The sequence below is a fragment of the Spirilliplanes yamanashiensis genome (assembly GCF_016863475.1).
Classification (GTDB): Bacteria; Actinomycetota; Actinomycetes; order Mycobacteriales; family Micromonosporaceae; genus Spirilliplanes; species Spirilliplanes yamanashiensis.
Genome location: NZ_BOOY01000032.1, coordinates 186,436 through 207,324, shown reverse-complemented (window position 1 = coordinate 207,324; position 20,889 = coordinate 186,436). Strand labels below are relative to the sequence as shown.

Annotated in this window: 17 protein-coding genes; 2 read left to right on the top strand and 15 right to left on the bottom strand. The window is 73.4% G+C overall.

From position 1 onward, the window contains the following. Positions 1-273 precede the first annotated feature (273 nt). Positions 274-2,445, top strand: coding sequence for an RICIN domain-containing protein (locus Sya03_RS23485; protein ID WP_203940538.1), 2,172 nt, complete (start codon positions 274-276; stop codon positions 2,443-2,445). 88 nt (positions 2,446-2,533) lie between these two features. Beyond that, positions 2,534-3,082 (top strand): hypothetical protein, encoded by a 549-nt coding sequence (locus Sya03_RS23480; RefSeq protein ID WP_203940537.1) that lies wholly within the window; start codon positions 2,534-2,536, stop codon positions 3,080-3,082. Positions 3,083-3,459: 377 nt separating this feature from the next. On the opposite strand, the gene Sya03_RS23475 is transcribed toward Sya03_RS23480, so the two are convergent. The 15 genes from Sya03_RS23475 to Sya03_RS23405 form a co-directional block, all read right to left on the bottom strand. Next, a complete protein-coding gene (locus Sya03_RS23475; protein ID WP_203940536.1) occupies positions 3,460-3,675 on the bottom strand; it encodes a hypothetical protein in 216 nt (71 codons plus the stop codon). A gap of 99 nt (positions 3,676-3,774) precedes the next feature. Further along, positions 3,775-4,602 carry a class I SAM-dependent methyltransferase gene (locus Sya03_RS23470; RefSeq protein ID WP_203940535.1) on the bottom strand — a complete coding sequence of 276 codons (828 nt, stop codon included), beginning with the start codon at positions 4,600-4,602 and terminating at the stop codon, positions 3,775-3,777. A gap of 1 nt (position 4,603) precedes the next feature. Further along, positions 4,604-5,374: an SAM hydrolase/SAM-dependent halogenase family protein gene (locus Sya03_RS23465; RefSeq protein WP_203940534.1), complete on the bottom strand. Its 771-nt coding sequence runs from the start codon at positions 5,372-5,374 to the stop codon at positions 4,604-4,606. Between the two features lie 4 nt (positions 5,375-5,378). Next, on the bottom strand, positions 5,379-6,383 hold the full coding sequence (gene add, locus Sya03_RS23460; RefSeq protein ID WP_203940533.1) for an adenosine deaminase: 1,005 nt from the start codon (positions 6,381-6,383) through the stop codon (positions 5,379-5,381). A gap of 36 nt (positions 6,384-6,419) precedes the next feature. Continuing rightward, entirely contained in the window at positions 6,420-7,382 is a 963-nt protein-coding gene (locus Sya03_RS23455; protein WP_203940532.1) for a lipase family protein, read from the bottom strand. Then, a complete protein-coding gene (locus Sya03_RS23450) occupies positions 7,379-8,269 on the bottom strand; it encodes a trypsin-like serine peptidase (RefSeq protein WP_203940531.1) in 891 nt (296 codons plus the stop codon). The genes Sya03_RS23455 and Sya03_RS23450 overlap by 4 nt, the downstream gene beginning before the upstream one ends. After that, complete coding sequence (locus Sya03_RS23445) at positions 8,266-9,990, bottom strand: peroxidase family protein (protein ID WP_203940530.1); 1,725 nt, start codon at positions 9,988-9,990, stop codon at positions 8,266-8,268. The genes Sya03_RS23450 and Sya03_RS23445 overlap by 4 nt, the downstream gene beginning before the upstream one ends. A gap of 183 nt (positions 9,991-10,173) precedes the next feature. Continuing rightward, the gene (locus tag Sya03_RS23440; protein WP_306892180.1) at positions 10,174-12,132 is read right to left on the bottom strand and encodes a ricin-type beta-trefoil lectin domain protein; all 1,959 of its coding nucleotides are present in this window, start codon (positions 12,130-12,132) and stop codon (positions 10,174-10,176) included. 145 nt (positions 12,133-12,277) lie between these two features. Continuing rightward, positions 12,278-13,699 (bottom strand): GH1 family beta-glucosidase, encoded by a 1,422-nt coding sequence (locus Sya03_RS23435; protein WP_203940529.1) that lies wholly within the window; start codon positions 13,697-13,699, stop codon positions 12,278-12,280. Between the two features lie 30 nt (positions 13,700-13,729). Then, complete coding sequence (locus tag Sya03_RS23430) at positions 13,730-14,740, bottom strand: ABC transporter ATP-binding protein (RefSeq protein WP_203940528.1); 1,011 nt, start codon at positions 14,738-14,740, stop codon at positions 13,730-13,732. Beyond that, entirely contained in the window at positions 14,737-15,840 is a 1,104-nt protein-coding gene (locus Sya03_RS23425; protein ID WP_203940527.1) for an ABC transporter permease, read from the bottom strand. The genes Sya03_RS23430 and Sya03_RS23425 overlap by 4 nt, the downstream gene beginning before the upstream one ends. Positions 15,841-15,843: 3 nt before the next feature. After that, a complete protein-coding gene (locus Sya03_RS23420) occupies positions 15,844-16,824 on the bottom strand; it encodes an ABC transporter permease (RefSeq protein WP_203940526.1) in 981 nt (326 codons plus the stop codon). Then, positions 16,821-17,942, bottom strand: coding sequence for an ABC transporter ATP-binding protein (locus Sya03_RS23415; RefSeq protein ID WP_203940525.1), 1,122 nt, complete (start codon positions 17,940-17,942; stop codon positions 16,821-16,823). The genes Sya03_RS23420 and Sya03_RS23415 overlap by 4 nt, the downstream gene beginning before the upstream one ends. A gap of 84 nt (positions 17,943-18,026) precedes the next feature. Next, positions 18,027-19,706: an ABC transporter substrate-binding protein gene (locus Sya03_RS23410; RefSeq protein ID WP_203940524.1), complete on the bottom strand. Its 1,680-nt coding sequence runs from the start codon at positions 19,704-19,706 to the stop codon at positions 18,027-18,029. Positions 19,707-19,851: 145 nt separating this feature from the next. After that, positions 19,852-20,883 (bottom strand): LacI family DNA-binding transcriptional regulator, encoded by a 1,032-nt coding sequence (locus tag Sya03_RS23405; protein WP_203940523.1) that lies wholly within the window; start codon positions 20,881-20,883, stop codon positions 19,852-19,854. Positions 20,884-20,889 lie beyond the last annotated feature (6 nt).

Genomic DNA, 20,889 nt, shown 5'->3' with positions numbered 1-20,889 from the left:
CCGCCGGACTTCTCCGGCCGGGTGTAACGGCTGACGCCGTTCGGGGCCCGGGTCTGACCTCAGGGGACGGTGACGCCCATCGATGACCTTCTCGAGGACACAAGTTCTGCTTATGTCTGGATTAAGGCGCGATAACGCGGGGCCCGGGCGGCCCTAGCGTGATCGCGCGCCCGCCGGTCCCCAGCCGCGGCGCGCGTCCCCCCTCGTGCCGCCCCGGTGCCTGCCATCCCCTTCACCGCCGGGCGCGGCTGCCGCCTCCGGAGGTATCCACACGTGTCCCCGTCCCGACGCGCCCCAGCGGGAAGTCCAGGCGGCCGTCGCCGCCGCCGCATCATCCTGACCGTCGCGGTCGTCGCCGCCCTGGCGCTGGTCGGCGTGCCGTCCGCGCTCGGCAGCGCCTGGCTGCCCGCCGCCCTCACCACCGTGGGCGACGCCGCCGTCGACGTCATCACCGAGGTGCCGGCCGACGACCCGGCCAAGGGCCTCGTCCACGCCGGCCTGAAGCCCGGCAAGAAGGGCCAGCCCTGCGCGGGCGAGTACCGCGTCGAGGGCACCGACAGCTGCTCGCACGGCCCCGACGAGGTGCCCGCCGGCCTCGACGTGAAGCGTGACGTGCCGCCCGTCGCGCCCGCCGCCCCCGCCCCCGCGGTGAAGGCCGACGCGGCCCCGGTGTCCGACGCGAGGATCGCCGACGCGGCGGGCGCCGAGCTCGCCGACTCGGGGAAGCTGACGATCGTGCCGGACGCCGGCACCTACAGCACCCCGGCCCTGGCCGCCGGCGCCGCCCCCGCCGCCGAGGCCGCCCCGGCCGCCGCGCCCGCCGTCGGCCCGCACGGCGTCGTCTGCGACGGCGACGGCCAGACCGGCAAGCGGATCCAGGTCCTCTACACCTACGAGGCCGGCACCGAGAGCCGGTTCGCCAAGTACGAGGCGTCGTTCCGCACCTGGGCCGCCGGCGTCGACGCCATCTACGACGCCAGCGCGCAGGAGACCGGCGGCTCGCGCCACCTGCGCTACGTCACCACCGCCGACTGCCGGGTCGACGTGCGCGAGGTCGAGCTGCCGGCCGGCGGCCTGAAGGACTTCAGCGCCACGATGACGGAGCTGAAGAAGCTCGGCTGGAACCGCACCGACCGCAAGTACATGATCTTCGCCGAGTCCAAGGTGTACTGCGGCATCGGCACGTTCACCGGCGACGACAAGCCGGGCGCGAACAACCGCAACAACAGCGGCGCGTCGTACGGCCGCAACGACAGCGGCTGCTGGACGGCCAGCGTCGCCGCGCACGAGCTGGGCCACAACCTCGGCGCCGTGTCCAACAGCGCGCCGAACTCCAGCAAGGCCGGTCACTGCGTCGACGACTACGACGTCATGTGCTACAAGGACGCCCCCGGCACGACGATGAAGGTGGCCTGCACCAACAAGGCGCAGGACGCCCGGCTGGACTGCAACCACGACGACTACTACAGCACCGACGTGAAGCCGGGCAGCTACCTCGCGACGCACTGGAACGTGGCCGACAACCAGTTCCTCATCGCGGGCACCCCCGGCGGGGGCGGCCCGGCGCCGACGACGCCGGCCCCGTCGCCGACCACCGCGCGGCCCACGCCGACCACGGCGAAGCCGACCACGCCGGCGCCGTCCACCCCGGCCCCCTCGCCGACCACGGGCAAGCCGTCGCCGTCGGCGCCGCCGAGCCCCACGGCTACCGCCACCACCGGCCCGACGGCCACGCCGGGACCGACGGCGACGCCCGGCCCGACCGCCGGCCCGGGGCTCGCCGCGCTCACCGTCAGCGACGTGCAGCCGAACGCGGTGCGGCTGAGCTGGCCCGCCAAGGCCGGCGCCGCCCGCTACGGCCTGGTCGTCGACGGCCGGACCCTCGGCCAGGTGCAGGGCACCGGCGTGCGGCTCGTCGGGCTGCGGCCCGGCGCGACGTACCGGGTGCAGGTCCTCGCCGGGTCCGCCCCGCACACCGCCGAGGTCACGGTGACCACCCCGGCCGCCGCCGGGCCGAAGCCCGGCTCGTGGTTCACGCTGGGCAACGCGCTGACCGGCGCCGTCGCCGACCTGTACGGCGCCCGCGCCGCCGACCGCACCCCGGTCGTGCTGCACGAGGCGCACGGCGCGACCAACCAGCAGTGGCGCCTGGTGAGCGCCCCGGGCGGCGTCCGGCTGGAGTCGCGGGCGTCGGGCAAGTGCGTGACCCCGCTCGGCGGCCGGGCCGTCGCCGGCGCACCGCTGACGCAGAGCGCCTGCTCGGGCGACCCCGCCCAGGTGTTCACGGTCGCCACCGGCCCGGCCGGCCTGACGCTGTCCAGCGTCGCGGGCAAGGGCCTGGTCGTGGGGCTCGGCAGCCGGCAGTACGGTGGCCACGACGTGCTGGTCCTGCAGCGGCCGGGCGATGCCCGCCACCAGGGCTGGGTCGCGCTGCCCGCCGCCTGACCGAACCGGCGCCGGCCGCGGCTCCCCGTCCACACCGGGGGGCCGCGGCCGGCACCTTTCCGCCCCACCGTCGCCCGAGGACGTGCCCATGCGCCGTGTCATCGCCGTACTGCTCGCCGTCGTGGCCGGGGCGCTCGCCGTGCCCGCGCCCGCCGCGGCGCACGCCGGGCTGGCCCTGGTGGTCAACGACGACGGCCGCGGCAGCGTCTCCGTCGAGGTGACGTGGGAGGACGGGCACCCGGTGACCGAGCCGATCGCGGGCACGCTGTTCGCCGTCTCGGGCGCGGGCGCCCAGGTGGGCCCGGCGCCGCTGCGGCGGCTGCCGGGAACCTCCACCCTGGTCTACGGCGACACGCTGCGGCCCGGCGCGTGGCAGGTGACCGTCGACGTGGCGGCGCCGGGCATCGGGCACTGCGTGGCGTCGGTGACGGCCGCCGCGGCGGCCGCGGGGGCGCAGCCCGGCACGACGCGGTGCGCCCCGTCGCCCGCCCCGGCCCCGGCCGTGGCCGGCGGTCCTGCCGGTCCGGCCGCCGGCGCCGGGGGCGACGGGCCGCCGGTCGGGCTGATCGTGCTGCTCGGGGCCGCGGGCGTGGCCGTCGCCGGCGCGGCGGTGTGGTGGGCGCGCGCCCGGCGGTGATCGACGATCTTCGTCGGGTCGCAAGTCTCGCTTATGTCTGGGTTAAGCACCGGGCGCACCGGTGCCGGTCCGCCCTAGCGTGATCGCGTTCCGCCGACTCCCCGCGGCGGCGCAACCCCCGGAGGTCTCCAGCGTGTGGCGCGGATGGGCACAGTACGGCCCGCCCGGTCGCCGTCGGCCGCCGCGGCGCCCGCGCAGCAGCTCGCGCCCGCGGCGCCACGGCCGGCCGCGGCCGCGCCGGCCCTGGTGACGTGCCGGGGCGCGACGCCCCGGGCCGCAGGCCCGTGCGGGCCCGCCACCGGCGCGGGCGCATTCCGGCACGGGGCGCCGCCGGCCGCGGCCCCCACCTCCTCGGGGCCGCGGCCGGCGCGAACCGTCTAGTTGTTCTCGGTCGGCTGCGGGACGGAGCAGTCGACCTCGGGGTCGACGCCCAGGTAGTTGAGCGGGCCGGCGACGATCGTCACCAGGATGGTGCCCGCCTTCGCGCAGCTCGCGTCGCCCTCGTCGCTGTAGTAGCCGCGCTGGAAGCCGGCGAAGGCGCCGATGAGCAGCCAGATGAGCAGGATGGCGCCACCGATCGATCCGAGTCGCATCGCAGTCTCCTCGTCAGGGGGTGAGGGTCGCCGGGGGGAGAGCCCACCCGGTGGCGGTCCACCGGCGACGCCGCCCGAATACCCACTCCGGATCGATCACTAACGACGGGTCGCCCGCAGCGTGTACGTGTGCGGCAACCGCCACGGCCGGTCGGCGAGCTGCCACTCCCCGTTGTCGAGCAGGCGCATCATGCCGGGCAGGGCGTCCCACGGCACGCTGTCGTGCTCCTCCAGCGCGTCCAGGGTGAACCCGGCGTCCAGCAACGCCGTCACCACCTCGCCCAGCCCGTGGTTCCACTCGGCGCTGCGGGTGTGCGTGAAGGACACGTCCGTGGTGACGTACGTGCCGTCCTCGTCCCACACGGTCGGCTCCGGCCGCTGCACGTACGGGTGCTCGACGACCAGCAGCCCGTCCGGCCGGGGGTCGGCCAGCGACCACAGCACCGGGTGGCCCTCGCGCAGGAACAGCCGCCCGCCGGGCCGCAGCAGCGCCGCCACGACGCCCGCCCACCGCCGGATGTCCGGCAGCCAGCACAGCGCGCCGATGCCGGTGTAGACGAGGTCGAACCCGCCGGCGCCGAGGGCGTCCACCGCGTCGTGCACATCGGAGCGCACGTAGCGCACCGGCGGCCCGGCCCGCCCGGCCAGCTCGCGGGCCAGCGCCAGCGCCTCGCCGGAGAAGTCGAGCCCGGTCATGTCGGCGCCGAGGCGGGCGAGCGACAGCGTGTCGGTGCCCAGGTGGCACTGCAGGTGCACGCCGCGCAGCCCGGTGAGGTCGCCGAGCCGCGGCAGGTCGAAGCGGACCACGCCGCTCAGGTGCGCCGGGTCGTCGGCGAAGCGCTGGAAGCCGTAGTCGGGGCTGGCGGCGTGGGCTCCGGCGCGCTCGTCCCACAGCGCGCGGTTCAGCTCGAGGTACTCCGACGTCATCTCACCCCACCTCGACGGGGGTGCCGGCGGCGGGCCGGCCGAACATCTCCGCCGCGTCGCCGCCGCGGGCGAACACCTCGTACCAGGTGAGCTGCTCGCCGTCCGCGGACGCCCAGCCGGAGCTGCCGGGGGCGAACGCCAGCTCCCCGGCGGGCACCTCGAACACGCCGTCGCTCACCACGGCCTCGGCGGTGGCCGAGCCGATCCGCACGGTGACCCGGGCGCCCGGCTCGGCGGGCGCCGACGACCAGGTCGTCTTGAGGTTGCCGTAGCCGTCGGTGTACGCCACCGCCCGGCGCGGCGCGCCCCGGACGTCGATGGGGTCGCCGAGCAGGTCGTCGTCGCCGCGGGCGAGCCGCGCCAGGGCGCCCGGGAAGACGTCGCGGGAGCGGAACTGGGAGCCGGCGTCGGGCACCCGCACCGCGCGCACCGGCACGCCCGCGTCGGCGAGGAACGCCAGGCTCGACCCGGAGGCCACGCCGACGACGAGCACCCCGGACGGCAGCCGGGCGGCGGCGAGCTGCTCGCCGGCGTTGGCGGAGCGCGGGTCGTCGGCGTCCTGACGGGGCGCGACGTTGGCGTAGAAGACGCGGTCGGCGGGCCCGTCGCCGAAGGCGAGCTGGGCGATGCAGAAGCCCGCACTGACGGTGTCGAAGGCGGGCACGGGCAGCGCCTGCACGGACGCCTCGGGCAGCAGCTCGGCGAGGCGCTGGCGCACCTCCGCGAAGGCGAGGTCCCCGGTGCCGTAGTCGGCGATGACGGTCAGCAGCATGCCCTCATCCTCGTGCACCGGCGGCGCCCGCGCCGCCGGACGCGCGCCAGGCGGCGATCCCCGCGCGCAGCCGGGCCCGCACCGGTTCCGGCGCGAAGCTCGCCGCCACCCCGGCCAGGGCCAGGTCGGCCAGCTCGCCGTCGGACCAGCCCCAGGCGTCGCGGACCCGGGTGTACTCGCCGGTCAGCGTGGTGCCGACGATCGCCGGCACGTCGGTGCCGAGGGTCACGTGCAGGCCCGCCGCGCGCAGCGCCGGCAGCGGGTGCGCGGGCAGCGACGGCACCAGCCCGAGGGCGACGTTCGACGACGGGCACACCTCCAGCGGCACGCCCGCCGCCCGCACCCGGGCGACCAGGGCGGGGTCGCCGAGGATCGAGGTGCCGTGGCCGATCCGGTCGGCGAGGCCGCGGTCGAGCGCCTCGGCGATGCTGGCCGGCCCGGCGTCCTCCCCGGCGTGGTGGACCAGCCGCACGCCCGCCGCCCGCGCCCGCGCGCACACGTCCGCGAACGGCTCCAGGGGGTACGACTCCTGCCCGGCCAGCCCGATCGCCGCCACCGCGTCCGGGTGGGCGAGCGCCAGGTCGAGGGTGCGGCGGAACCGGGACACGGCGCGGCGGCGGGACTGGTCGAGGATCACCCGGGTCTCGACCCCGTGCGCGGCCCGGCCGTCGGCGAGGCCGTCCAGGACCGCCGCGAGCGGCAGGTCGCGCACGCCGAGCCGCTCCTCGTGCGCGGCCGCGGTGAAGGACACCTCCGCGTACGCGACGCCGTCGGCGGCGGCGTCCGCGCAGAACTCGCGGGCGACGCGCCGGAAGTCGCCGGCCGTTCGCAGGCAGGCGCGCACCAGCGCGTTGTGGTCGGCGAACGCGCGGAAGCCCGCGAAGGCGCCGCCGGGTCCCGGCGCGGGCAGCCCGTGGGCGGCGGCCAGTTCGGCGAGCGTGCCGGGCCGCACCGTGCTCTCCAGGTGGACGTGCAGGTCGGCCTTGGGCAGCAGGGCGAGGTCGCGCACGCCCGCAGACTACGGGCGGACGCGGCCCCGGTCCTGTCATTTCAGCGCCGCGGCCACCGGGCCGGCGATGTCCGGGTCGGCGAGGTAGTCCTCGATGGCGTGTGGGCCCGACGGGTTGACGGTCCGCTCGTCGCGGATGCCGGCCCGGCCGCCCGCGAACAGCGGCGCCAGCGGGTGCACCAGGGCGACGACGTCGCGGTCGTCGTAGCCGTTGATCCAGGCCGGCCCGGACCAGCCGGCGGGCGGCGCGAGGCCGGGCAGCGCGGGCGGGTCGGACACCCCGGGCAGGTTGCGCCGCACCGCCGGCAGCCCCAGCGGCGAGCCGACGGTGACCAGGGCCCGCACCGGCACGTCCAGCGACCGGCACAGGTCGTACGCGACGACGCTGCCCAGGCTGTGGCCGAGCACGACCACGTCGGCGTGGCCGCGGGCCAGCAGCGTGTCGACGCCGCGCCGCACGGCCGCCAGCACCGGCCCGCGGATCGCCGGCACCGTCAGGTAGTACGCGACGTCGCGCAGGAACCGCTCGATGATCCACTGTGGGGTGCTGGTCTTGTCCGCGAGGAACTGCAGCGCCCGGCGGACCACCCCGTTGCCGAGCAGGTCGCCGAAGCCCTCCGGCCGGGCGAAGCCCAGCGTGCCCGCCGCCTCCAGCACCAGCGCGTCGGTGGCGGCGTCGACGCGCTCGGCGGTGCGGGTTCCGGCGTCGGTGCGCGCCGCCGGCGCCCGCCCGGGCGCCGCCAGGGACTCCAGGTCGGGGCGGCGCCCGCCGGCCGCCTCGTGCGCGTCCACCAGGTCGGCCAGCAGGTCGCCGTAGAACGGCAGCTCGACGGCCGACGCCGGCACGGCCGGGTGACCGGCCAGCACCGCGCCGCGGGCCAGCCCGGCCAGCCACGACCGGGTCATCGCCGCGACGTGCGCGTCCACCTGCGCCTTGTCGGCGCGCAGCCGGCGGGGCAGCTCCTGGCTGCGCCCGTGCACGAGCAGCAGCCCGGTCACGGCGTGCCCGCGATCGTGAGGAACTCGGCCAGCAGCTCGCCGGGGACCGGCCCGGCCACCGCGGCGACGTGCCGGACGATGGCGGAGATCCGGATGCCGCGGTTGCCGACGAGCCGGCCCGGCGCGTCGCCGCCGCCCGCGTGGTGCAGGGCCACCAGCTCCCAGTCGTCGTTGAAGACGGGCGAGCCGGACGAGCCGGGCTCCGTGTCGGTGCCGTACGTCAGGGTGGTGGCGTCGTCGACCGACAGCAGCAGGTTGTGCCGCACGGCGATCTCCTTCGCCCGGCCCTGCGGGTGCTGCACGATGTTGACCGGCATCCCCTCCAGGATCTTGCCGGTCGCCGCCTTGGCCGCGATGCAGCCGTAGGTGGCGCCGGGGGCGGGGGCGCCGGGCGGCTGCGCCACCGCGACGAGCGTGAAGTCGAGCGCCTCGTCGGTGACGAAGCAGCGCTGCGGGTCGAGGCCGAAGCGGGTCGCCTCCGGGCGCTGCTCGTCCTCGTCGTCCTCGAACCGGAAGGTGGCGGTCGAGACGGCGGCGGTGGCGGCGTCCGGCAGGACGTGGTTGTTGGTCATCAGCAGCGACGGCGTGACGAGGAAGCCGGAGCCGAGCGAGCTGCCGGTGCGGATCCGCGCCACCGCGTCGGCGGCGGCCCGGCCCTGGCGCAGCCACCGGCCCGGCAGGAAGTCGGCCGCGCCGACCACGCTCTCCAGCCGGCGGTCCAGCTCCGCCTCGCTCGCCACGGCGGCGACGTCGATGCCGTGCCGGGCGGCGTACGCCCGCTTGCGGGGTTCGGGCTCGTCGCGCCAGGCGTCGTCCGGGTCGGCGCCGACCCGGCGCGCGCGGTCGCTGATCGGTTCGAAGGTCGGTTCGTTCGCGATGATGGTCATGTCGGGTCCCCTGGGAACACGCCGGCGAACCGGAACAGGTCGGTGATGGTGACGATGGGCTCGCCGTTCGGCAGCCGCACGCCTTCGGCGGGCGTCCACGGCCGGTAGCGGCCCAGGTACGAGTCGGGGTCGGCGCGCAGCTGACCGATGAGCGTCTCCGCCACGATCCGGCTGCCGACCTCGCCGAGGAAGTTGCCGTGGCAGCGCACCTCGGCCTCCTTGAGGATGTAGAACCACAGCGGCGTGTGGTCGGTGAAGCCGCCCGCGTCCAGGGCGTCGTTCACGGCGGCGCTGTTGCCGCGGCGCAGCTCCTCGGCGCTCAGCGGGCGGGCGCCGACCTTGGCGGCGACGGCCTGGCCGGTGGGCAGCGCCAGGTGGTAGCCGCGCAGCAGGTTGCGCACGGCCAGCGCGCGCAGCATCCGCTTGACGTCGTCGGGGCCGGCGTCGTCGGCCGGGCCGACCTGGTTGACCATGTCGAACAGCGGCGGCGCGATGTGCGTGTCGATCGGACGGGCGAAGTGGTCGGAGGTGCCGTCGCCCTTGTCGACGAACCGGTCCCACTCGATCACCCAGTTGAACGGCAGGGTGGGCGACGGCGCGCCGTCGAAGGGCCGGCGGTGCCCGCCGGTGAACGCGAACAGCTGCCGGAACGACGCGGAGTCCTGCAGGACGCCGCCGGCGCCGGCGTGGCGGCCGAAGTTGCGGTTGTAGTCGTAGGTGGCGCGGACCATGCTGTGCCCGAACCGGTAGGCGGCCACGGAGAACTCCAGCGGCATGTACGGCTCGGCGCCGTCGGCCACGACGAAGTGCCGGTTGCCGTCGAGCAGCACCTTGTCGACGACGCCCGGCATGGCGATCGTCTTGAGGTAGTCGTGGACCACGAGCCACTGGTAGTGCCAGCGCACCAGGTCGCGGGCCGACTCGAACAGCTCCCGGTCGCTCCTGCGGTGGCCGTTGGACCTGGTGCGCAGCTGCGCCAGCACGGCGTTGTGGAAGCGCAGGAACGCCACGTGGAACTGCGCGACGATCAGGTTCTCGTCGTTGCGGCCGTCGCCGATGACGGCGGTGGTGCGGTGCGTCGCGGCGGTCTGCTCGTCGGCGTCCGGCGGCAGCCCGTCGTCGCCCCGGCGGGGCAGGTCGCGCAGGGCGTCCCCGGCGGGCGGGACGGCCTCGCCCGGGATGCTGTCGGACTCGGTCACCGCGCCCACGCGCAGGGCGATGCCGTCGTAGAGCCGGCCCGACTCGGTGCCCTCGCCGTGCAGGTCGGGCCCGTCGCCGTAGACGGAGTCGAGGTTCAGCGCGGGCTGGCGCAGGTTGCGCAGGCCCGCGCGGACGACCCGGGGGTCCAGCGGCGTCAGCACGGGCTGCCGGAGGTCGGTGACCGCGTCGTTGCGGTCGGTGCCGGCGGTGATGTCGTGGTCGATGAACTGGCCCCAGTACGTGTACACGGCCGGGATCACCGAGTCCCGCCCGGCCGGGGGCTCCTCGATCATGACGGCGCCGAGCGCCTTCAGGGCCCGGGTGACGTCGGCGGGGTCGCCGGGCAGGTGGTGCGCGGGGAACCCGGCGGCCAGGTCGGCGAACAGGTAGTCGAACGGGCTCGACACGTCCTCGACGTCGCTCGCCGACTCGGCGCCCGGCGGGGCGGCGGCGGCCACCTGGCCGCCGTGCCGCACGTCGCGCAGCATGCGGCGGTAGTTCTTCTTCTCGGGTGCGGTCATGGTCGGTGTTCCCTTCCCCCGGCGCTGATGTCCGCCGTCCACGTTTTCCACGCGGGGGAATGGTCGCCAGTGGCGTGTCCCGTAGCGGACACGCCATTTCCCGATGGCGCCGGAATGCGACCGCGCGGCCGTCGGTGATGCGACGGCCGCGCGGTATCAGGCGCAATTATCGGACCGTTGGCGTCACGGAACCGTCCACTTCTGATTGGCGCCGCCCGAGCAGCTCCACAGCTGCAGCCGGGCGCCGTCGGCCGGATTGTTGTCGCGGACGTCGAGGCAGGTTCCGGACCGGACGTTCACGAGGTCGCGGCCGGCCGTGTACGTCCACTGCTGGCTGGTGAGCCCCGCGTGGCAGGTCCACATGTGCACGGTCGCCCCGTCGTTCACGGCGCCGTTCTGCACGTCGAGGCACTTGCCCAGGGACCGGACGGACCCGTCGGACGCGCGCTGCCAGGTCTGGTTGGGCCCGCCGAAGCAGGTCCACATCTGCGGCAGGGTGCCGTCGGCGGTCGCGCTGCCGGTGACGTCGAGGCACTTGCCGGTGGCGGCGCTGACGATCCGGCCGGAGGCGCCGGACGGGGGAGCGGTGGTGGGGCCGGCGGTCGGGGTGCCCGAGCCGGGGGTGCCGGCCCAGGTGAACGTCGCCGTGGTGCGCCCCGGCAGCGGGTAGGTGAAGGACTGGTTGCCCCAGACGACCTTCAGCGACTGGGCGCCCGTGCCGGCGTTGTGGGCGATGAGCGCCTTGGAGCCGTCGGTGTTGCGGTAGGCGACGTTGCGCACGGCCGAGCCGTCGTTGCTCTCGATGCGCTGGGCGCCCGGCCGGACGAACTTGGTGAGGTGGCCGGTGGTGTAGTACTCGACGGTGTAGTCGACCTGGCCGGCCCGGGCGCCGCCCTCCTGCACGGTGACCAGGCCGGTGCAGGTGCCGCAGCCGCCGTTGTGCGGGCCCATGTTCTGGTTGAGCGCCAGGCTCCACTTGACGATGCTGCGCGACCAGTTCCGGGCGTAGCCGATGATGTCGGTCAGGTCCTCGTTGTGCTGGTTGCCGATCCAGGTGCCGCCGGAGTGCTCGGTGGAGAACTGCGGGACCGCCGGGTACTGGTTGTGCACCTGCGTGCCGACGCCCATGTCACCGAAGTAGCCGTGCCAGGCGATGCCGCCGAACAGCGGGTCGTTGCGCACGCCGGCGTCGGCGAGGATGGCGGCGCCGAAGTTGGCGTAGTCGCCGTAGTTCCAGTCGTGGATCAGCACCTTGGTGCTGAGCCCGGCGGCGCGGAACGCCGGGTAGACGTGGTTCTTGGTGAACTCGACCAGGCCGGCCGGGTTCCAGCTCATGCCGGGGTAGTTCATGGCGGTCGGGTTGGCGGCCTGGCAGCAGTTGGGCTCGTTCTGCACGCTGACGTAGTTCACCGGGATGCCGGCCGCCTGGTACGACTGCACGTACTTCACCAGGTACTGGGCGTACAGCGGGTAGTACTCCCACTTGAGCCAGCCCATCTGGTCCATCCGGCCGTTGTCCTTCATCCAGCCGGGGGCGCTCCACGGCACGCCCTTGACCCGCAGCGCCGGGTTGAGCTGCTTCGCCTGCTGGGTGAGCAGCCGCACGTCGGTGTCGTAGCCGTTGGCGCCGAAGTCGTCCAGGGTGCAGCAGGTGTCGTCGAGCGAGACGTTGCCGGGGCGCGAGAGGTCGGACGCGCCGATCGGGTTGCGCACGAACGACAGGCCGATGCCGTCGGTGGGGCTGAACAGCTTGCGCATCACGTCGTCGCGGGTGGCGGCGCTGATCGGGCCACCGCGGAACAGGTACGCGGTGGTGTCGGTGATGGACGCGCCGGCGCCCTCGAACGTCTGGTGGCGGACGTTCTCGTCGACGGTGACGGTGGTGCCCGCGGCCGGGCTGCTGCCCGCGAACGCGACGGGCGCCTGCGGTTCCAGGCGGCGGGTCAGCACCCGGCCGCCCGCGTCGGACGTGGTGGTCAGGACGACGTTCACCTGCTCCCCGGCGGCGAACGCCGAGGGGCCGAGAACGACGGCGGTCACCCCTGCGCCGGCCAGGGCGGTGCCGGTGACGGCGACGGCCAACAGGCGGCGGGAGAGACGGCGGCGGGGGGCGGTCGCCGCGGCCTCGTTGGTTTCGATCACGAAATAAGAATGCCGTTTGTTAACAGCATTGCCAAGACTGTTACGAGATTCCGGAACTTCAATTTCTCGTTATGTAACAACCGTTTGTTTCAACGCGCCGGGGCCGCCACCGAATACGGTGACGGCCCCGGCCGGAACGCGTTGATCAGACGGCGCCGCGGATACGCCCGATCGTGTCCTTGAACCACAGCGCGCTCTGCTTCGGGGTGCGCTGCTGGGTGTCGTAGTCCACCCGCACGATGCCGAACCGCTTGTCGTAGCCGTACGCCCACTCGAAGTTGTCCAGCAGCGACCAGGCGAAGTAGCCGCGGATGTCGGCGCCCTGGGTGCGGGCGTCGGCCACCGCCGCGATGTGCTCGGCGAGGTAGCCGGTGCGGTCGTCGTCGCGCACGAAACCGGACTCGTCGGCGGTGTCGGCGAACGCCGCCCCGTTCTCCGTGATGATGATCGGCAGGCCCGGGTAGTCGCGGCTCAGCCGGGTCAGCAGCTCGGTGAAGCGGTTCGGCGTGATGGGCCAGCCCATCGCCGTCTGCGGCAGGTCCTGCGGGATGTCGCGCACCACCGGCACGCCGTCGCCGTCGGTGCGGCTGCCGTTCTCGTCCAGGCCGGAGAAGACCTGCCCGAAGTAGAAGTTGACGCCCAGCACGTCGATCGGCGCGCTGATGGCCTCCAGGTCGCCGTCCTGCACCGGGATCTGCACGCCCTGCGCCGCCAGGTCGGCGACGACGTCCTCCGGGTAGGCGCCCCGGCGCAGCGGGTCCATGTAGATCCGCACGCCCAGGCCGTCGGCGGCCCGGCACGCGTCGCGGTCGGCCTCCGAGTCGGTCTCCGGGGTGGCGGTCGCCATGTTCAGCGTGATGCCGAACTGCAGCGGCCGGGTGGCCGCCGCCCGCATCCGCTGCGTCGCCAGGCCGTGGCCCAGCAGCAGGTGGTGCGTCGCCGCGATGCTGTCCTGCAGGTTGCGCCGGCCCGGCGCGTGGTCACCGGTCATGTAGCCGAGCCACGCCGAGCACCACGGCTCGTTCAGCGTCGTCCACGTGTCCACCCGGTCGGACAGCTTGTCGAACACCATCATCGCGTAGTCGGCGAACCGGTAGGCGGTGTCGCGGTTCGGCCAGCCGCCCGCGTCCTCCAGCTCCTGCGGCAGGTCCCAGTGGTAGAGCGTCACCCACGGGTCCACGCCCTGCGCCAGCAGCTCGTCGGTGAGCCGGTCGTAGAAGGCCAGGCCGGCCTCGTTGACCGGGCCGCGGCCGCCCGGCTGCACCCGCGGCCACGCCACCGAGAACCGGTAGGTGTCGACACCCAGCTCCTTGATGAGCGCGACGTCCTGCGGCATCCGGTGGTAGTGGTCGCACGCCACGTCGCCGTGGTCGCCGTTCGCCACGGCACCGGGCACCCGGCAGAACGTGTCCCAGATGGACGGCGTGCGGCCGTCCTCGGCGACAGCGCCCTCGATCTGGTAGGACGAGGTCGCCACGCCCCACCGGAACGACGGGGGCAGGGTCGCGATCCGGGCCAGCAGCGCGGGGTCGGTGCTCAGGTCGAACGCCGTGGCGGTGGTGTTCATGGTTCTCCTGACTTCGGGGGGTGAGGGGGATCAGCCGACGGGCACGCGGGCGGGGTGCAGCCAACACGCGACGGTGCGGCCACCCCCCGTCGGCGCGTCGGGCTGACCCAGGATCGGCAGCCGGGCCGGGCACGGCTCGAACGCCTTCGGGCACCGCGGGTGGAACGAGCAGCCCGTGGGCATCGCGCGCAGGTCCGGCGGCGAGCCGGGGATGCCGGCCAGTTCGCGGCGCGGCCCCCGCAGGGCGGGGAACGAGCCGAGCAGGCCCTGGCTGTACGGGTGCATCGGGTCGCGGTACAGGGTTTCGGCCGGAGCCTCCTCGACGATCCGGCCGCCGTACATGATGGCGATGCGGTCGCTGAACTCCACCAGCAGCGACAGGTCGTGCGTGATGAAGATGACCGAGAAGCCGAGCCGCTCGCGCAGCTCGATGAGCTGGCCCAGGATCTGCCGCTGCATGACGACGTCGAGCGCGGTCGTCGGCTCGTCCATGATGACGACCTGCGGCTCCAGGGCGAGCGCCATGCCGATCATGACGCGCTGGCGCATGCCGCCCGACAGCTGGTGCGGGTAGGACTCCATCCGGTCCGGCGAGATGCCGACCAGCCGGAGCATCTCCCGCGCCCGCGCCGTGCGCGCCGCCGCGCTCAGGTTCGGCTGGTGCGCCTTGATGACGTCGGTGAGCTGGGTGGAGATCTTGTGCACCGGGTTGAGCGAGTTCATCGCGCCCTGGAACACGATCGCCGTCTCCGCCCAGCGGAACGCCCGCAGCTCGCGGTCGCTCAGGCCGAGCACGTCGTACGGCTCGCCGCCTGGCGGGTGGTAGATCACCTCGCCGCCGCTGATCACGCCGGGCGGCGGCAGCAGCCGGGTCAGGCCGTACGCCAGCGTGGACTTGCCGCTGCCGCTCTCGCCGGCCAGGCCGAGCACCTCGCCGCGGTGCAGGGTCAGGTTGACCTCGCGCACGGCGTGCACCGCCTGGTCGCCCAGGCCGTAGTCGACGTCGAGGTTGCGGATCTCGAGGACGGGCTGGCCGGTCACTTGACCTCCTCCTTCCGGGGTGCGACGTGCGCGCCGTTGACCTTGCCGTTGGACACCGGAGCGGCCGGGTAGGACCGCGCGACCTGGGTCGCCCGCACCGGGCGCGACGCCAGGACCGGCGTGAAGCCGACCCGCATGCGCACGGTCTGGCCCGACGCCGTCTTCACCTTGGACTTGCCGGAGCTGCGCAGCCGCGGGCTGACGAACTCGTCGATGCCGAAGTTGATGAGCGACAGCGCGGTGCCGAGCAGGGCGATCGCGAGACCGGCCGGGACGAACCACCACCACGCGCCCTGGGCGAGGGCCTGCTGGCTCTGCGCCCAGAACAGGATCGTGCCCCAGTTCCACGACGAGATCGACGAGATGCCGATGAACGCCAGGGTGATCTCGCTCATCACCGCGAAGATGACCGTGCCGACGAAGCCGGAGGCGATGATCGCGGTCAGGTTCGGCAGGATCTCGAACAGGATGATGCGCCAGGTGCTCTCGCCGGTGGCCCGGGACGCCTCGACGTAGTCGCGGCGGCGCAGCGACAGCGTCTGCGCGCGCAGCACCCGGGCGCCCCACGCCCACGACGTGAAGCCGATGGTGAGCGCGACGACGACGTCGCCCGCCGTGGTGAAGCTCGACGCCACGATGATGATGAGCGGCAGCGCCGGGATGACCAGGAAGACGTTCGACAGCGCCGACAGGGCCTCGTCGAACGCGCCGCCGAGGAAGCCGGCGGTCACGCCGATGAGCACCGACAGGACGGTGGCCACCAGGCCGGCGGTCAGGCCGACGAGCATGACGCCGCGGGTGCCGACGAGGATCTGGCTGAGCACGTCCTGGCCGAGGTGCGTGGTGCCGAACCAGTGCGCGGCCGACGGCGGCGCCAGCAGGTCGTTGCTGCGGGCGTCGGGGTCGTACGGCGCGATCCACGGGCCGATGATCGCCAGCACGCAGTAGATGGCGAGCATGATCAGGCCGGTGGCCGCCTTGCCGTTGGCCACGAACCGCAGCCGCTGCCGCTTCGCCTTGGCCGCCGGCGCGGTGTCCGGCTGGGCCATCGCGCCCTCGCCCGGAATGACCTGGTCGATGCTGGAGGTGGGGATGGTCATCGCTCAGCCCTCCTTGCGGGTGCGCGGGTCGAGCAGCATGTAGACGACGTCCGCGAGCAGGTTGGCCAGCAGCACCGAGATGGTGATGACCAGGAAGATGCCCTGCATGAGCGGGTAGTCCTTCGCGCCGACGGCGCGGAACAGCAGGTAGCCGAGGCCCGGGTAGGAGAAGACGATCTCCACCAGCAGGGTGCCGCCGACGATGAAGCCCAGCGACAGGGCGAAGCCCGACACGTTGGGCAGCAGCGCGTTGCGGGCCGCGTAGCTCAGCGCCACCCGGCGCTCCGGCAGGCCCTTGGCGTGCGCCACCGTGATGTAGTCCTCCGCCGCGACGGTGACCATCATGTTGCGCATGCTGAGGATCCAGCCGCTCACCGACGAGATGAGGATGGTGAACGCGGGCAGCAGGCTGTGCTGGATCGCGCTCGGGATGAAGTACTGGTCGAACGCGGGCACCAGGCCCGGCTCGTAGCCGCCGGACGACGGGAAGAAGCTGCCCGGGCCGGCCAGCAGGGCGATGGCGACCAGGCCCAGCCAGAAGTACGGCACCGACGACAGGAACGTGGTGGCGGGCAGCAGCCCGTCGATCCAGGAGCCGCGCCGCCAGCCGGCCAGCACGCCCAGCCCGGTGCCGATCGCGAAGCTCAGCGCGGTGGTGATGCCGACCAGCAGCACCGTCCACCACACGCTCGTGCCGATGACCTCGCTGACCGGCGACGGGAACGAGGTGAACGACAGGCCGAGGTCGCCGCGGAACAGCTGGCCCCAGTAGTCGACGTACTGGTCCCAGATGCCGGCCTGCTTGTCGATGCCGAACAACACGTACAGGCTCTCGATCGCGTCGGGGTCCATCTGGCCCTGGAAGCGCGAGATCATCGACTTGACCGGGTCGCCCGGGATCATCCGGGGGATGACGAAGTTGAGGGTCAGCGCCGCCCACGCCGTGAACAGGTAGAAGGCGATGCGCTGGAGCAGGTACTTCATCGGGCCGCCTCCTCGGTGGCCGCGGCGGCGCTGCCGGGCTGCTGCGCGGCGACGGTGGCCGGGTCGTAGAGCCAGCACGCGGCCCAGTGGCCGGGCCGGTCGCCGATCTCGATGCGCGGCGGCAGGTCGACCGTGCAGCGCGGCATGACGTTCGGGCAGCGCGGGTTGAACCGGCAGCCCGCCGGGGGGTTGATGAGGCTGGGCGGCTCGCCGTTGCCGCGGTCGCCCGTGTCCGCGGTCAGCCCGCTGATCCGGTCGGGGTCGGGCGCCGACTCGATGAGCAGCCGGGTGTACGGGTGCGCCGGGTTCTGGGTGACGGTCTCGCTCTCACCGCCCTCGACCATCCGGCCCGCGTACATGACCATCGTCTCGTCGGCGAAGTAGCGGGCCGACGCGATGTCGTGGGTGATGTAGAGGATGGCCAGGTTCAGCCGCTCCTTGAGGTCGCGCAGCAGGTTGAGCACGCCGAGGCGGATCGACACGTCGAGCATCGACACCGGCTCGTCGGCGAGCAGCGCCTCCGGGTTGGCGCCGAGGGCGCGGGCGATCGCGACGCGCTGGCGCTGGCCGCCGGACAGCTCGTGCGGGAACTTCTCCAGGTACCGCTCGGGCGGGGTCAGGCTGACCCGGCCGAGCAGGTCGGCGAGGGCGCGCTCGAGGTCGTCGGCGGTGCGCCCGGCGTTGCCGTGGATCTTCAGCGCCCGGGTGAGGTGGTAGCGCACGGTGTGCACCGGGTTCAGGGACGCGAACGGGTCCTGGAAGATCATCTGGACCCGGCGCGCGTAGGCGCGGAACCGGCGGCCGCCCTTGACCGTGACGGCGTCGCCGTGCAGCAGGATGTCACCGCCCGTGCGCGGGTAGAGCTGGGCCAGCAGGCGGGCGACGGTCGACTTGCCGGAGCCGGACTCGCCGACCAGGGCCGTCACGTGCCCGCGGCGCAGGACGAGGTTCACGTCGTCGACGGCGTGCACGGCGGCGTGCTCGCGGGTGAAGAGGTCGCGCAGTTTCCGGCGGACCGGGAAGTGCTTCGTGAGGCCGACCGCCTCCAGCACCACCTCGGTGGCCGGCCCCGAAGCCGGCCCGGCGGCGGGCGCCGGCGCACTGTTGCTCAACGTCATGGGGGAGTTTCCTGTCTGAGGGGTTCGGCGGCGCCGCGGGGCCGCTCCCCGGCCGGCGGACCGGCCGGGGAGCGGCGTTGCGGATCAGGCGTTCGCGGGCTTCAGGTGCAGGACCACGTCCAGCGAGTTGGCCTGCGTGGGCTGACCGGCTCCGTAGGGGTTGGAGTCGTCGGGCCAGCCGACCCAGTTCTTCACGTTGTACGCGGCACCGACGTTGTCCGCGCCGACCGGGATCATCGGCATCTGCTCGACGAAGATCTTCTGCAGGGTGTTGAGCGCCGTGGTGCGGGTGGCGTCGTCCGAGGCGTTCGCGTAGTCCTTGAGCGCCTTGGTCGCCTCGGGGCTGTCGAACCGGCCGAAGTTGCCGGCCGGGGAGGCCTGGCCGATCGGCTTGAGGAACGTGCCGTCCATGATCGTCTGGTACAGGTCGTACGGGGTCGCGCCGCCGTTGGTCCAGCGGAACGTGGCGTCGAACTTGCCCTCCTCGACGTTCTTGAACCAGGCGTCCTGGTTCGCCTTGTCGACGGTGGCGGCGATGCCGATCTGGGACAGGTTGTCCTTCACGATCTCGAGGCTCGTCTGGTAGTCGGACCAGCCGGCCGGGTCGGTCAGCGTGATCTTGACGTCCTTGCCGGACTTGTCCTTCAGGACGTTGCCCTCGAGCTTGTAACCGGCGTCGGTGAGCAGCTTCTTGGCGCCCTCGACGTCGACCTTGTGCTCCTTGCCCTTGTACTCCGGCGCGATGTACGCCTCGGCGGCCGGGGTCGGCAGGCCGGTCACGCTCTTGACGACCGGGTGGAAGTAGCTCGACGAGGCCTGGACGAAGATGTCGTCACGGTTGATGACCATGTCCATCGCGCGGCGCACGACCGCGTCGTCGAACGGCTTCTTCGTGGTGTTGATGTAGAGGCCGTGGATGCCGAGCACCGGCGGCGACCAGATCTTGTGGTGGGTCGGGTTCTTGCCGACGAAGACCTGCTGCACGTTCGGGATGAAGACGAAGCTCCACTCCGACTCGCCGTTGGCCAGCGCGGTGGTCTGCGCGTTGTTGTCGGTGTACGAGGTGTAGCGCAGCTCCTTGACGGCCGGCTGCGTGCCCCAGTAACCCGAGGTGCGGGCGACCAGCGTGGTCGTCTGCGGGGTGAACGACTTCAGCGTGTACGGGCCGCTGCCGACCGGCGTCTTGTTGACGTCCGTCGACGGGCTCTTGATGGTCTCCCAGATGTGCTTGGGGACGATCGGCTGCTGGAGCACCTTGTTCTGGTTGACGAACTGCGGCTCACCGAACTTGATGGTCACGTCGCTGCCGGACGCGGTGATGTCGCCGTACGGGGTGTTGCCCGTGTTCAGCGCCTTGTCGTTCTTGATGAGGTTGAACGTGAAGGCGACGTCCTCGGCGGTCAGCGGCTTGCCGTCCGACCAGGTGGCGCCGTCGCGCACGGTGACCTTGACGGTCTTGTAGTCGGCGGACCACTCGGCCTTGGTGCCCAGCCACGGCTTGGCCGGGTCGGCCGGCTTGACCGGGTTCCACATCATCAGGGGCTCGTAGATCATCCACTTGTAGCCCAGCGACGACGCCGACGAGGTGCCCAGGAACGGGTTGTGGTTCTCCGTCTGGGGGCCGTTCGGCATGCCGATGTTCAGCACGGTGGCCGCTTCGCCCTGGTTGGCGTTCGGGTTGTTCGGGCTGTCGCTGCACGCGGCGAGCGTGCCGGCGGCGAGCACGCCGGCCACGCTCAGCGCGAGCAATCTGGGAGTGCGCATCGTTCTCCTCGGGTGGGGATGGGTGAGAGGGGACCGCCCCGTGCGGGGCGTGCGGCATCGCGGCCGGGACGGGAGATCCCGGTCGTGCTGTCGCAAGAGGACGGACGGTACCGGCCGGCTGCCGGCACTGTCCTCAGGGGATGGTCTAGGGGGCCGGCACGAGCACGGCCCGGTCCGGGGCGACCGTCGAGCCCCGGATGGTGAGCGTCGACGGGATGATGGTGGGGGTGCCGGGCAGGGGTGTGCCCTCGAAGTGGGCGAGCAGCGTGCGGGCCGCCACCTCGCCCATCTCGCGCAGCGGTTGGCGCACGGTCGTCAGCGGTGGCTGGGTGTGCGCCGCCAACGGGATGTCGTCGAAGCCGACCACCGCGACGTCGTGCGGCACGCGGCGACCGGCGTCCAGCGCCGCCTGCATGGCGCCCGCGGCGGACAGGTCGTTGTGGGCGAAGACGGCGTCGAACTCGACGCCGGCGGCGACCGCGGCGGCGACGGCGTCGCGCCCGCAGCCGAGGGTGAAGTCGCCGACGACGACCCGGTCGCCACTGATCGGGTGGCCGGCGGCCGCGTACACGTCGGCGAAGCCGTGCAGGCGCTGGTCGGTGCAGCCGAACCGCTCCGGCCCGCTGACCACCAGCGGCCGCAGCCGCCCCAGGCCGAGCAGGTGCCGGGCGGCCTCGGCCGCGCCCGCCTCGTTGGTGGTGCCGACGCTGGGCAGGGCGATCGGCTCGTGCGCCCGGTCGTCGATGAGCACGACGGGCAGGCCCCGCAGGTGCAGGGTGCGGATGGTGTCGAGGGTGCCCTCGGGCTCGATGACGAGCAGCCCGTCGAACGACTTCGAGGAGACCTGGGCGGAGAACAGCCGCATGGACTCCTCGCCGCGGTTGCAGGTGAACAGCAGCAGCCCGTACTGCTCAGTCTCCAGCACGTCGACGGCGCCCTGCAGCACGTCGCCCATCCACGGCCAGGTGAGCGAGGGGACCAGCATGCCGACGACGCGGGTGCGGCCGCGGGCCAGGCCGACGGCGCGGGCGCTGGGCACGTAGCCCAGCTCGTCGATCACCCGGCGGACCCGGGCGGCCGTGGCCTCGTCCAGCTCCCCCTTGCCGTTGAGCACGCGCGAGACGGTCGTCTTGCTGACGTTCGCCCGCGCCGCCACATCGGCGATGGTGATCGGCACGACGCC

Excerpts from the sequence above, each read along its gene's own strand:
- Sya03_RS23420 (WP_203940526.1), bottom strand. The coding sequence starts at position 16,824 with ATGAAGTACCTGCTCCAGCGCATCGCCTTCTACCTGTTCACGGCGTGG.
- Sya03_RS23425 (WP_203940527.1), bottom strand. The coding sequence starts at position 15,840 with ATGACCATCCCCACCTCCAGCATCGACCAGGTCATTCCGGGCGAGGGC.
- Sya03_RS23445 (WP_203940530.1), bottom strand. The coding sequence starts at position 9,990 with ATGACCGCACCCGAGAAGAAGAACTACCGCCGCATGCTGCGCGACGTG.
- Sya03_RS23435 (WP_203940529.1), bottom strand. The coding sequence starts at position 13,699 with ATGAACACCACCGCCACGGCGTTCGACCTGAGCACCGACCCCGCGCTG.
- Sya03_RS23480 (WP_203940537.1), top strand. The coding sequence starts at position 2,534 with ATGCGCCGTGTCATCGCCGTACTGCTCGCCGTCGTGGCCGGGGCGCTC.
- Sya03_RS23450 (WP_203940531.1), bottom strand. The coding sequence starts at position 8,269 with ATGACCATCATCGCGAACGAACCGACCTTCGAACCGATCAGCGACCGC.
- Sya03_RS23470 (WP_203940535.1), bottom strand. The coding sequence starts at position 4,602 with ATGACGTCGGAGTACCTCGAGCTGAACCGCGCGCTGTGGGACGAGCGC.
- Sya03_RS23415 (WP_203940525.1), bottom strand. The coding sequence starts at position 17,942 with ATGACGTTGAGCAACAGTGCGCCGGCGCCCGCCGCCGGGCCGGCTTCG.
- Sya03_RS23465 (WP_203940534.1), bottom strand. The coding sequence starts at position 5,374 with ATGCTGCTGACCGTCATCGCCGACTACGGCACCGGGGACCTCGCCTTC.
- Sya03_RS23410 (WP_203940524.1), bottom strand. The coding sequence starts at position 19,706 with ATGCGCACTCCCAGATTGCTCGCGCTGAGCGTGGCCGGCGTGCTCGCC.
- Sya03_RS23475 (WP_203940536.1), bottom strand. The coding sequence starts at position 3,675 with ATGCGACTCGGATCGATCGGTGGCGCCATCCTGCTCATCTGGCTGCTC.